Consider the following 12,718-nt stretch of genomic DNA (forward strand, 5'->3'; position numbering starts at 1 on the left):
CGGCCAACGGCCGGCACTACCGGGGGCGGAGGTCACGCTGCCCCCTCCCCTGTGCCTCAGCCACCAAAGGCGGCGCGCATGTTCTCGATGGTCGGGTTCAGGATCACCCCGCGCTCGGTCACGATGGCATCGATCAGTTCACCCGGGGTGACGTCGAACACCGGGTTCCAGGCGGCGATGCCTTCGGCCACGGTGCGGGTACCGCCCACGCCGTACAGCTCGCCCGGGTCGCGCTGCTCGATCTCGATCTGGCTGCCATCCACGGTCTCCATGTCCACGGTCGAGGACGGCGCCACCACCATGAACTTGACCCCGTGGTGGCGAGCGGCGATGGCCAGCTGATAGGTGCCGATCTTGTTGGCGGTATCGCCGTTGGCGCAGATGCGGTCTGCACCGACGATCACCCACTGCACGGCGCCGGTCTTCATCAGGTGCGAGGCTGCCGAATCGGCGATCAGGGTGGCGTCGATGCCATCCTGCTGCAGTTCCCACACGGTCAGGCGTGCGCCCTGCAGCCACGGACGGGTCTCGCCGGCGAACACGCGGGCGATGCGGTGCTGGGCCATGCCGGCACGGATCACGCCCAGTGCCGTCCCGAAGCCGGCGGTGGCCAGCGAGCCGGTGTTGCAGTGGGTCAGCACGCCGCTGCCGGCCTCGATCAGGCCCGCGCCCAGTGCGCCCATGTGGCGGTTGGCGGCCAGGTCCTCCTCGGCAATGGCCTGCGCTTCGGCTTCCAGCAGAGCCTTCCAGTCGGCGCCGGCGACGTTCAGGCAGCGACGCATGCGCGCCAGCGCCCAGGCCAGATTGACGGCGGTCGGGCGCGATGCGTTCAGGCGCTGCAGCGCCGGCTCCAACTGCTGAAGCGCATGCGCGCCATCAGCGGCCTGCACGTCCCGCGCCGCCAGCACCACACCCCAGGCTGCGGCAATGCCGATCGCCGGCGCGCCACGCACGGTCAGCGCGTGGATGGCGCTGGCAACTTCGTCACTGTCATGGCAGACCACGTGCTCGACCACGAACGGCAGCTTGCGCTGGTCCAGCAGTTGCAGGGCATCTCCGGTCCAGAGGATCGGGCGGATGTGGTCATAACGGGCGTAGTCGATGTCGGAGGCAGTGTTCATGGGCCCATTGTAGGGCCACGCCCCGCGTGGTTGGAGCCTGCCCGGGCTCAATTCACCGAGAATTCGGCGCGGCAGCCGCCGTCCACCCAGATCCCGTTGCGGTTCCAGCCCCAGGTGTTGCCTTCCTCGCACGGGGTGCTGGACAACTGCTCGGTAACGACCGCGCCGACCGAAATGCTCGCCCCACAGAAGCGGCGCTTCTTCGACTTCGACTCGCAGGTCAGGCGGCGTGGCACGTCGACAAAACGGCCGTCCTCGTCAGCCACTTCGAAATCGCCCTGGCAACCACGGCTGGTCCAGACTTCATTGCGCTTGTAGCCCCAGCCCTGCCCTTCGCGGCACGGCAGCACCGACAGCTGGCGCAGCAGGCGCACCGGCGCCCCGTCCAGGCGCACCGGGCAACTCTGCGGGCGGCCATTGGATTCGCAGCGCACCACACGGCGGACCAGGCGCTTGCCTTCCGTTGCCGCAGGCGCTGCACCTTCCGCACGACGCGCACGGAACTCTGCGCGGCAGCCAAGGGTGACCCACACGCCACTGCGGTCGGTGCCCCATTCGCTGCCACGGATGCAACTGTTGCTGGACAACTGGCGCACAAGGTCGATGCCATTGCTGACGTCGATATCGCAATGCACCCAGCCCATGTCGCGCGATTCGCAGGTCACCACTTCGCCGTCATAGCCCGCCTGCTGGGCCGACGCCGATGACGGCAGCCAGGCACCCCAGAGCGCGATGGAGTACACCGGTGCAGCGACAACCGCAAACCACTTGACCAAAGCCTTCCCCAGCAGGAATGGATGAACTGCGTGCCAGTGTCCGGCATCTGCCGTGATAAGAGCATCATCCTGCTTACCGAAGCAAGCGCGGAAACGCGGAATTCCGTTCAGTCTTCGATGTTCAGGAACGTGCGCACCGCGCTCACGCGTGGGCGAAGTCGTAGGCCAGCACATCGGCGATACGCGGCGTGCGGTTCATCGCCATCAACAACCGATCGACACCCACCGCCACGCCAGCGCAGGCAGGCATCGATGGCAACGCCGACAGCAGCGCCTCATCCACGGACGGTTGCACCTGGCCCCGCTCATGGCGGCGCTGCAGGTCACGCTGGAATCGCGCACGCTGTTCGTGCGCGTCGTTCAGTTCGTGATAGCCGTTGGCCAGTTCCACGGCCCCCAGATAAAGCTCGAAACGCTCGGCCAGCGGCGGCGTGCCGGCTCGAATGCGTGCCAGTGCGGCCTGGCTGGCAGGCCAATCATGGACCACGGTCATCACCGCGTCATCGAAATGCGGCTGGATATGATGGGTCATCAGCAGATCCAGCCAGTCATCGCGGGTCAGCCCGACCGGGTCGATATGTACCTCGCCCAGCGCGGCACGCAACGCGGCCTCATCGGCATCGAACGGATCCACACCCACGTACTGCTGGAACAGCTCGCGGTAACTGAGCACACGCAGCGTCGCACTGCGCCCGACCAGGGCCAGCGCCTGGCCGACCAGCTCGGCGGTTTCCTGCACCAGACGATGGTGGTCCCAACCGACCCGGTACCACTCCAGCATGGTGAATTCCGGATTGTGGCGGCCGCCCGCCTCGCCGTTGCGGAACACCCGGCCCAGTTCGTAACAGTCACCCACGCCCGCCGCCAGCAGGCGCTTGAGCGGATACTCCGGCGAGGTGCGCAGCCAGCGGCGGCGGCCACCGGCATCGACATGGCCGGTGAAATCGGTGTGGAAGCTGTCGATGTTCGGCTCGGTGTTGCCGGCCACCGACAGGATCGGCGTCTCCACCTCCAGCACATCGCGTTCGGCGAAGAAGCGGCGGACCAGCGCATTGAGCGCGGCGCGCTGCTGCAGCGCGCGCAGCAGGGCCTCGCTCACAGGATGCCCTCCGGGCGCGGGTGGTCCAGCGGCAGGGTCAGCAGATCGCGGGTGTCATCGATGTAACCGCTCGCCAGATAGAGGCGACGGGCCAGCTCGTTGTGATGGTTCACTTCCAGGCGCAGGCGGCTGACGCCACGCCCGCGAGCGCGCTGTTCGCAGATGGCCAGCGCCTGCTTGCCGCGGCCGCGGCCGCGCGCGCGGTGGCTCAGGTACAGCTCGTCCAGCAACATGAAGTGGCCGCCCTGCTCCAAGCTGAAACCCATCGCGATCACTGCGTAGCCCACCACCTCGGCGGCCTCGTCCAGCCACAGCAGCACCTCGCCATTGCGCGGATCGGCCAGCAGCGCGTCCACGCCGCGACGCACGCGCGCGTCGTCGAAGTCGATCTTGTCTTCGGCATAGAACTCGCGCATCAACGCGATCAACAGTTCTTCGTCGGCACGGGTGGCCAGGCGGAAATCCAGCGGAGCGGTCTGCATCGGTGTTCCTTTGTGTATCATGCCGGGCGCCAGGCACCCGGCGGGGTCATCATTCGTGTTCGGCGAGGTAGGCCAGCAGGCGGTCTTCGTCCCATACCGGCACGCCCAGCGACTGCGCCTTGTCCAGCTTGGAGCCGGCCTCGGTACCGGCCACCACGAAGCTGGTCTTCTTCGACACGCTGCCGGAGACCTTGGCACCCAGCGCTTCCAGGCGTTCCTTGGCGGCATCGCGGGTGAGCTGGGCCAGGGTGCCGGTCAGCACCACGGTCTGCCCATCCAGCGGGCCGGCCACGATCTCGGCCAGCGCCGGCGCCTTGGCCAGGATCTGCTGCATCGCCTTCTCGGCCGCCAGCAGCATCGCGCCATGGCCATCTGCATCGAGCCACGCAGCCAGGCCGCGTGCAGTGTCATCGGGCAGGCCGGCGTTGACGAACTGGCCATGCTCGGCGTCGAGCACTGCTTGCGCGCCGGAAAGCGCAGCGACCAGTTTTTCGGCGCGCAGGCGGGTGATGCCCGGGATTTCCGATTCGACCAGAAGCTGCGCCAGATCCAGCCCTTCGCGCAGCTTGGCACTGGGCGCATGCACATCGCTGATGCGCACCTGACCGACCTGCAGCAGGTCATCGATGGCCTGCTGGTTGCCCTGCTGCTCGAAGAAGTGGCCCAGCGAACGCGCCACTTCGCCGCCGATGTCCGGCACACGCTTGAACAACGGCCACGGCAGGTGGCGGATCAGCTCCAGGTCACCAAACCACTGCGCCAGCGCCTTGGCCGTGCTCTCACCCACGTGCTCGATGCCAAGCGCGAACAGCAGGCGCTCCAGCGTGGCCGCACGGCTGGCGTCGATCGCCGCGATCAGGTTGTCGGCCCACTTGGTGGCGATCTTCTTCGTGTTCCATTCGAAGCTGGCCGGCTGCGCCAGCGCCTGCGCGCGCCAGCCCGGATCGTTGCCGTCCAGCTTGAGCACCGCATTGAGCACCGCACCACTGCCTTCGGCGGGCAGGTGCAGCTTCAGCGCAGCCGCCAGTGCGGAAGGGTCCTCGGCATCCAGCACCAGCTTCAGATGCAGCAGCTGGTCACGGTTGAGGCGGTACAAATCGGCCACGCTTCTGACGATGCCGGCGTCGACCAGAGTTTCGATGTACTTGTCACCCAGGCCATCGATATCCATCGCGCGACGCGAGGCGAAATGGGCGATGGCTTCCTTGCGCTGCGCCGGGCAGGACAGTTCGCCCGAGCAGCGCCATGCGGCAGCACCTTCCTCGCGCACGATTTCCGAGCCGCACACCGGGCAGCGCGTCGGCATCTGCCACGGCGTGGTGCCCGGCGGGCGGCGATCAAGGATGACGCTGACCACTTCCGGAATCACATCACCGGCGCGGCGCACGATCACGCTGTCACCCACGCGCACATCCAGGCGTGCGATCTGGTCGGCGTTGTGCAACGTGGCGTTGGACACGATCACGCCGGCCACCGCCACCGGCGCCAGCCGCGCGACCGGTGTGGCTGCACCGGTGCGGCCGATCTGGATCTCGATCGCCTCCACCGTTGTGCTCTGTTCCTGCGCAGGGAACTTGTGCGCGATGGCCCAGCGCGGCGCACGGGAGACGAAGCCCATCGCCTGCTGACCCGCACGGTCATCCAGCTTGTAGACCACACCATCGATATCAAACGGCAGGCCGTCGCGGCGTTCACCGATAGTGCGGTAGTAACCGAGCAGGCCGTCGGTGCCCTCCACCACTTTGCACAGCTCACTGACCGGGAAGCCCCAGGCGCCGAGCTGGGCCAGGGTGCCCGAATGGGTGTCCGGCAGCTCGCCGCCCTGCACTTCGCCGGTGCCGTAGGCGAAGAAACTCAGCCTGCGCTGGGCACTGATCTTCGGGTCGAGCTGGCGCAGCGAACCGGCGGCGGCGTTGCGCGGGTTGGCCAGCACCTTGCCGCCCTGCAGGCGCGCACGTTCGTTGTAGGACTCGAAGTCGGCGCGGGCCATGTAGACCTCGCCACGCACCTCCAGCACATCCGGCCAGTCCTTGCCGTGCAGCCGCTTGGGAATATCACCGATCTCGCGCAGGTTGGCGGTAACGTCCTCGCCGGTACTGCCATCGCCACGGGTCGCGCCGAGCACGAAATGCCCGTCTTCGTAGCGCAGGCTGATCGCCAGGCCGTCCATCTTCGGCTCGGCCGAGAACCGCAGGCTGCGACGGCCCAGGCGCTCATCGATGCGGCGTACGAAATCCGCCACTTCCTCATCGCTGAAGGCATTGGACAGCGACAGCATCGGCACCGCGTGGCGCACTTCCGGGAAGCGACCGGACGGGCGCGCACCGACCTGCTGGGTCGGGCTGTCGGCACGGGCCAGCTCCGGATGCTCGCGCTCCAGCGCTTCCAGCTCGCGCACCATCCGATCGTAGTCGACGTCGGGGATCTCCGGCGCGTCCAGCTCATGGTAGGCGCGGTTGGCCTGGGCGATCTGCCGGCGAAGGTCTTCGGCGCGTTCGGCGGGGCTGGGGCTCATCGGGATCCGGTGGTTCTGGGATGGCCGGGGATTCTACCGCGCCCGGCTGTCAGGCCCGGTAACGGCCCCGCCTTCGTAGCGTCGAGCTTGCTCGACTGGCGCTCCCCCGCCCTGGTACGTGCCAACCACTCCCCCGCTCTGGTACGCGCCAACCACTCCCCCCGCTCTGGTAGGTGCCAACCTTGGTTGGCACATCTGCAGTCGAACATGGTTCGACTCCACAAAGAGCAGCTTGCCGCCCACCCCCACCAGCGCTAGCGTGCGACGGTTGCCCCTCGGAATCCCACCCGTGACCCTGCCTGCCTCCCGTCGACGCTTCCTGCAACTGGCCGGAGCCGGCCTCGCCGTCGCCGGCACCGGCCTACCGCAGCTCGGCCATGCCCAACCCGCGACAGCCGCCGCCCCAGCCCCTGCCGAAGGCGCCGTACTACTGAACTTCAACGAATGCCCGTACGGCCCCTCGCCCGCCGCCCAGCAGGCGGCGCGCGACAGCATCGCCGGTTGCGGCCGCTACCGCTTCGAACTGGCGGGCCAGGTGCGCGATGCGTTCATCGAGCAGGCGCGCATCCCGGCTGATCACGTGCGGCTGTATCCGGGTTCCAGCGAGCCGCTGAACCGCGCCGCCGTGCTATGGACCGGCCCGCAGGCGGGGCTGGTAGTGGCCGACCCGACCTTCGAGACGCTGGGCGAGGTCGCCGCCGCACACGGTGCACACGTGCAGAAAGTGCCGCTGCACGAGGACGGTGCACACGACCTGCGTGCGATGGTCGCCGCCGCACACGCACGCCCGACCGGGCTGCTGTATGTGTGCAACCCCAACAACCCGACCGGCTCGATCAGCCCACCGGATGAGCTCGCCTGGCTGCTGGCCCACAAGCCCGCTTCCACCCGCGTGCTGTTGGACGAGGCGTATCTGCAGTACAGCGAACAGCCGAGCCTGATCGCGCAGGTGGCGCAGCGCGATGACCTGATCGTGTTGCGCACGTTCTCCAAGCTATATGGCATGGCCGGCCTGCGCCTGGGCGTGGCGACCGCACATCCCGACCGCCTGCGCGAACTGGCCAGCCTGGGCGACAACCCGCTGCCGGTTCCGGCGCTGGCGGCGGCACTGGCCAGCCTGCGCGATCCGCAGTTGATTCCACAGCGCCGCCTGCAGAATGCCAAGGTGCGCCAGGCCACCATCGCATGGCTGGGCAAGCGTGGTTTCAGCTGCGTGCCGTCGGAAGCGAACTGCTTCGTGGTCGACGTGCAACGCGATGGCAGCGCGTTCGCCAAGGCGATGGCGGACAACGGCGTGGTGATCGGACGCAGCTGGCCGATCTGGCCACAGCGCGTGCGCGTGACCGTCGGCACCGAGGACGAGATGGCCGCGTTCCGCGGGGCATTTGCCAAGGTCGCCGGCGTACCGGCCTAACCCTGTTGGTGGGGGCGAACCTTGGTTCGCCCCATCCACGCATAGCGTGGATCTACTGTTGTGGGTGCCGACCGCTGGTCGGCACACCAGGGCGCTCACCAGCGCGGGGTCTTGGTCAGCGGCGGCGCCTGGTGCTGGCGATCATAGGCACGCAGTTCGTCACGGATGTGCGCGATGCGCTGCCGGCCGAGAGCGTTGCGGCTGTCGTCCAGCACCACGCCGTCGAGCAGCTCGGCCATGCGCTGCACGGTGGGCAGCATCTTCTCCCAGGCATCCAGCGCGGTCAGCGGCGCCGGCAGGGTCAGGAAGAAGGCGATGGCCGGGGTCTCCATGGCGCGGATGTTGGCCATGTCGAAGCTGCCCGGCTTCATGATGCTGGCCATCGAGAAGATCGGGCCGCGCTCGGGGTGGCCTTCCACCAGGCGGTGGAACACGTTCATGTGGCCGAACACCAGGCCGGTCTTCTCCGCCGCCACCACGATGTCCTCACCACGCAGCTGTTCGCCGACGCGAGCGGCCACGAACAGCGACACGATCTTGTCGAAGTCCTGGGTGGCGCGCTTGCCAAGGTCGCTGGCCGCGCCGGCGTCGGTGTCGGCCAGGCCAAGCTCGGCCTGCTCGCCTTCCGTGCCCATGCCCGGTTCGACGCGGCCATCGGCCACGGCGACGCCGTCTTCGCCCAGTACCGGTTCGCGGCGCTCGCCGCTGGTCGGTTCCGCGCCTTCCACGCGGCGCCCCTGGGGCTTCTTTTTCGGACGGCCAAACAGGAAGATCGCGGCGATCAACAGCAGGCCGGCGGCCAGGATGCCGATGCGCAACAGTGCCGTGTCGGACATTCGATAGGTTCTCCGGCTAGTTCATTCAGGTAACTAGGATGGCACGTCAGGCCGCGCCCGCCAATCGCGCGGCTTCTTCCAGGTCCACGCTGACCAGGCGGCTGACGCCCGGCTCGCGCATGGTCACGCCCGACAGCTGGTGCGCGGCCTCCATCGTCGCTTTGTTGTGGCTGACGAACAGGAACTGCACCTTTTCGCTCATTTCCTTGACCATGTTGGCCAGGCGGCCGACGTTGGCTTCGTCCAGCGGCGCGTCCACCTCGTCCAGCAGGCAGAACGGCGCGGGGTTGAGCTGGAAGATGGCGAACACCAGCGCCACCGCGGTCATCGCCTTCTCGCCGCCGGACAGCAGCGAGATGCTGGACACGCGCTTGCCCGGCGGACGCGCCATGATGGTCACACCGGTGTCGAGCAGGTCTTCACCGGTCAGTTCCAGGTAGGCGTGGCCGCCACCGAACAGGCGCGGGTACAGCGCCTGCACGCCAGCGTTGACACGATCGAAGGTGTCCTTGAAACGACCGCGGGTCTCGCGGTCGATCTTGCGGATGGCATCCTCAAGGGTTTCCAGCGCCGTGGTCAGGTCGGTGTGCTGCGAATCCAGGTAGTCCGAGCGCTGCGAAGCCTCGCCGTACTCGTGGATGGCGGCCAGGTTGACCGGCTCCAGCCGGCGCATGCGCCCATCGATCTGATGCACGGCCTGCTCCCAGTCGCCCAGGCGGGCGTCCTCGGGCAGTGCGTTGAGCACGTCCTGCAGCACGAAGCCGGCCTTCTCCACCGCGCCCTGCAGGGTGTCCGCGCTGAGCACCAGCGCCTGCTGGTCCAGCTTGCGCTGCGAAATACGCTCGCGCTGGGCCAGCGCCTGTTCGTCGCGCTGGTGGCGGGTCTGCTCGTAATTGCGCAGCTCGGCGTCGATGCCGTCCAGCAGCGTGCGCGCCTCGGTCAGCACGCGATCGGCCCGCACGCGCTCTTCCAGTGCGTTCTGGTGCTCGGCCTGCAGCGATTCGACCGGCGAATCACCTTCATCCAGCTGCGAGTGCAGTTCGCCCAGTCGCGAATCCAGCTGTCCGCGCTGGGTACCCATGCGTTCCAGCGCCTGGCTCAGTGAAGCCAGCTGCGCACGCTGCGATTCCAGGGTCAGGGCCAGCGAATGCGAGCGCTCGCGCACCGCACGTGCGGCGTCGCGGGCCAGGTCGCGGGCCTCGGTCAGCTGGCGGCGCTCTCCCTCCAGCCGCTGCCGGGTCGATTCCAGGTCGCCCATGCTGCTGACCGCGTTCTCCAACCGCGAGCGCGCTTCACGCGCTTGTTCGTTGTTGGCTTCAATGGTTTCCTGCAGCTGCTTCAGCTCGCCCTCGATGCGATCGATGCGCGTGCGCGCTGCCTCCACCTTGCCCTGCTGGCCCTGAAGCTGGCCGGCCAGTTCGGACACCGCACGATGGGCCTGGTACAGCGCACGCTGCGCGTCTTCGCGCTGCTGTTCGGCAGCCTGCAGCTGCTCTCGGAAGCCGGCCAGCTGTTCTTCCAGTTCGGCCTCGCGGTCCTGCAGCTGCTCGATCTGCTCACGCAGCTCCTGGATCTCACGTTCGCGCAGCAGCGCGCCCTGCTCGGCGGCACCGGAGCGCGATACGCGCAGCCAGCCCTGGCCCAGGCGCTCGCCACTCTGGGTGATGATCGAATCGCCTTCCGGAAGGCTGGCCTGCAGCACCTTGGCCTCGGACAGATCCCTGGCACCGTGCAGGTGCGCCAGCAGGCGCCGGATCGCTGCCGGGCCACGCACGCGTGCAGCCAGCGAGGTCGGCGCGACCTCCAGGTCCGCGCCATCGTTGGCGACCAGCGCAATGTGGCCCTCGCCCAGTTCGCCCAGCGCGTCGACCAGGCTGGCCGGGTCATCGACCAGCACGCCTTCGATCAACTGGCCGAGCGCGCTTTCCACCGCGTTTTCCCAACCGGCATCGACATCCAGGCGTTCGCCGACACGCGCCGCCGAGTCCAGCCCACGCGCCTTCAGCCAGGCCACGGCCGCGCCCTGCTCCTGGCCCAGCGCAGCCTGCTGCAGGGTTTCCAGCGAAGCCAGGCGACCGCGCAGGCCATTGGCCTGCTTGCGCAGTTCGGCCAGTTCGTTCTGGCCATTGCGCTGCTGTTCCTGCACCGCCGCCACGCCCTGCTTGCGCAGCTCGACGTCTTCGCTCAGTTCATCCAGCGCGGTCTTCTGCGTGTCGTGCTGCAGGTGCAGCTGCTCGAAGGCTTCTTCCAGCGCATCCACGTCCAGCCCGGCGCGCTCGGCGGACAAGGCTTCACGACGCCGGTCGGCATCGAGGATCTGCTTGTCCAGGTAGTCCACGCGCGTGCGCTCGACGTCGCCGGCGCGCGAGGCTTCCGAACTCTGCGAGGTGTGCTGTTCCCAGCGCTGCTGCCAGCTGGCCAGCCGGTCTTCAGCCTCGCGCAGGCTTTCCTGCTTTATCTCGTTTTCTTCCTGCAGTTCTTCCAGCTGCGGGGTGGCGGCCTCTACCGCCTCCCGCAGCACCCTCAGCTTGGCCTCGTCGCCACTGATGTGCTGCCCCAGTTCGGCCAGGGCCTGCTGGGTTTCGTCGCGCGCCTTGTGCAGGCGCTGCGACAGCTCGCGCTGGTGCTGGATCTGCTGCTCCAAGCGGGCCAGGGTGCTGCCGACCTGATAGACCGCCGCCTGCGCGGTGTTGAGCGCATCGGCGGCCTCTTCGCGACGCACGCGCGAGGTCTCGATGCGGGCCTCTGCGTCGCGCTGATCGGCGATCAGCTGCTGCAGCTTGGTCTCTTCCTGCGACAGGCCTTCGCGCAGCTTCGACAGGCGCCCATCGAGGCCACGGAATTCCAGCGCCTTCCACTCGGCATCCTTGATCCGGCGCTCTTCCTGCAGCGCCTGGTACTGCTCGGCCTGCTTGGCCTGGCGCTTGAGGTGTTCGAGCTGCTTGCTGATCTCGTCGCGCAGGTCGCCCAGCCGGTCCAGGTTCTCGCGGGTGTGGCGGATGCGGGTCTCGGTCTCCTTGCGGCGCTCCTTGTACTTGGAGATGCCGGCCGCCTCCTCCAGGTACACGCGCAGGTCTTCCGGGCGCGCCTCGATGATCTGGCTGATCATGCCCTGTTCGATGATCGAGTAGCTGCGCGGGCCCAGGCCGGTGCCGAGGAACAGGTCGGTGATGTCGCGGCGACGGCACTTGGTGCCGTTGAGGTAATAGTTGCTGGTGCCGTCGCGGCTGACCGTGCGCTTGACCGAGATTTCGTTGAACGAGGCGTACTCGCCCGAGATCGTGTGGTCGGAATTGTCGAAGATCAGCTCAACCGTGGCCTGCGACACCGGCTTGCGGGCGTTGGAGCCGGAGAAGATCACGTCGGTCAGCGAGTCGCCACGCAGGCGGCTGGCCGAGCTCTCGCCCATGACCCAGCGCACGGCGTCGATGATGTTCGACTTGCCGCAGCCATTGGGGCCCACCACGCCGGTCATGTTGGTCGGCAGGTGCAGGGTGGTCGGATCGACGAACGACTTGAAGCCGGACAGCTTGATCGTGGAAAGACGCATGGCGTGATTGGGTTCCAACAGGCGCTTTGGGGGCGTCCGTATTGTGGATGTCAGGTCAGCCAGCACCTCAAGCCATTGATTTCAAAAGAATTCAATGAAGCCAAGGGTGACACAATGGAATGAGTATAACGGCGCGAATGTTCCACGGGCGGGATGACCGGCCGAGAATGCCCGTACACGTACTCCGTTTCACGCTTGAATGTCGCTTTCGGACCGCGCAGTCCCCTCCCCAATGAACCAAATATTTGATTTTAAAATGTATTTTTTGAGTCAGCCTAGCCAGCCACGTCTCCAGGCTGCAGCATGGACCGATGAACAGCCCCAGCCAGCCTTCCTACCAGGAGCTGAAGTTTGAGCACCTTGGCCAAGCCCGGGATCGCGCCTTTCTTGGAGGCAATCCATACCTGCCTCCCGATACTCCCTGGCCTTGCGACGCAAAGGCGAAGCCGATGCTTCATCTTGCGAGCCTGCCTGCACCCTTCGTTCAAACGCATGCCCAGAAGATCGAAATCAGAGCTGATCTCTGCGTGTCGATCTTCACGCCTTATGACGTTATTGACGATGCCTACATCGAAACCGCTCTACTGACTGGCGGACGTGTCATCGCTTACGCACCCCACGAATCCGGTCCAGACAGCGCAGCGCCCCCTTTTTATCCGCGCCTGATCACCACTGCCACGGCCTCCATCCCGGATGACGCCGCGAACGGAATCGCCAAGATTGGCGGAATTCCCGTCTGGCTTCAGGACGATTGCACCGATGGACGGGAATTCATCCTCCAGATCAACGGCTCCCGATTGAACCGGGCAGCACCGACGCATCGAGGAATCCTGATCGGCGGAATGGGCTATCTATTGCTTGATCGCAACATTCCCTCACCTTCGATGGATTGCGGTCGATTCGTCATCCAGACCACTTGAGAGCT

9 protein-coding genes are annotated in these 12,718 nt (G+C 66.9%); 2 read left to right on the plus strand and 7 right to left on the minus strand.

The window, feature by feature from the left end; translation table 11 throughout:
- Window positions 1-56: 56 nt before the first annotated feature.
- The 5 genes from mtnA to ligA form a co-directional block, all read right to left on the minus strand.
- A complete protein-coding gene (gene mtnA, locus ACMZ91_RS16740; protein ID WP_049400195.1) occupies window positions 57-1,121 on the minus strand; it encodes an S-methyl-5-thioribose-1-phosphate isomerase in 1,065 nt (354 codons plus the stop codon).
- A 47-nt stretch (window positions 1,122-1,168) separates the two neighbouring features.
- Window positions 1,169-1,897: a DUF3011 domain-containing protein gene (locus ACMZ91_RS16745; RefSeq protein ID WP_032127686.1), complete on the minus strand. Its 729-nt coding sequence runs from the start codon at window positions 1,895-1,897 to the stop codon at window positions 1,169-1,171.
- Window positions 1,898-2,039: 142 nt separating this feature from the next.
- Window positions 2,040-2,996, minus strand: coding sequence for an EF-P lysine aminoacylase EpmA (gene epmA / locus ACMZ91_RS16750; RefSeq protein ID WP_049463171.1), 957 nt, complete (start codon window positions 2,994-2,996; stop codon window positions 2,040-2,042).
- A complete protein-coding gene (locus tag ACMZ91_RS16755) occupies window positions 2,993-3,478 on the minus strand; it encodes a GNAT family N-acetyltransferase (RefSeq protein ID WP_032127684.1) in 486 nt (161 codons plus the stop codon). The genes epmA and ACMZ91_RS16755 overlap by 4 nt, the downstream gene beginning before the upstream one ends.
- A 49-nt stretch (window positions 3,479-3,527) precedes the next feature.
- Window positions 3,528-5,999 carry an NAD-dependent DNA ligase LigA gene (ligA, locus tag ACMZ91_RS16760; protein ID WP_414577621.1) on the minus strand — a complete coding sequence of 824 codons (2,472 nt, stop codon included), beginning with the start codon at window positions 5,997-5,999 and terminating at the stop codon, window positions 3,528-3,530.
- A 283-nt stretch (window positions 6,000-6,282) separates the two neighbouring features.
- On the opposite strand from ligA, the gene ACMZ91_RS16765 reads away from it, so the two are divergent.
- Complete coding sequence (locus ACMZ91_RS16765) at window positions 6,283-7,407, plus strand: pyridoxal phosphate-dependent aminotransferase (RefSeq protein WP_414577618.1); 1,125 nt, start codon at window positions 6,283-6,285, stop codon at window positions 7,405-7,407.
- 95 nt (window positions 7,408-7,502) lie between these two features.
- Here ACMZ91_RS16765 and zipA read toward each other — a convergent pair whose 3' ends face one another.
- Together zipA and smc are read right to left on the minus strand one after the other, a co-directional pair.
- On the minus strand, window positions 7,503-8,243 hold the full coding sequence (zipA, locus tag ACMZ91_RS16770) for a cell division protein ZipA (RefSeq protein WP_414577616.1): 741 nt from the start codon (window positions 8,241-8,243) through the stop codon (window positions 7,503-7,505).
- A gap of 46 nt (window positions 8,244-8,289) precedes the next feature.
- Window positions 8,290-11,793, minus strand: coding sequence for a chromosome segregation protein SMC (smc, locus tag ACMZ91_RS16775; protein ID WP_414577614.1), 3,504 nt, complete (start codon window positions 11,791-11,793; stop codon window positions 8,290-8,292).
- 311 nt (window positions 11,794-12,104) lie between these two features.
- Between smc and ACMZ91_RS16780 the strand changes: the two genes are divergently transcribed.
- Window positions 12,105-12,713, plus strand: a complete 609-nt coding sequence (locus ACMZ91_RS16780; RefSeq protein ID WP_277778220.1) for a DUF1963 domain-containing protein — start codon at window positions 12,105-12,107, stop codon at window positions 12,711-12,713.
- The last annotated feature ends 5 nt before the right edge of the window (window positions 12,714-12,718 follow it).

Source organism: Stenotrophomonas sp. FR024, assembly GCF_047500745.2.
In the GTDB taxonomy this organism is placed as follows: Bacteria; Pseudomonadota; Gammaproteobacteria; order Xanthomonadales; family Xanthomonadaceae; genus Stenotrophomonas; species Stenotrophomonas maltophilia_A.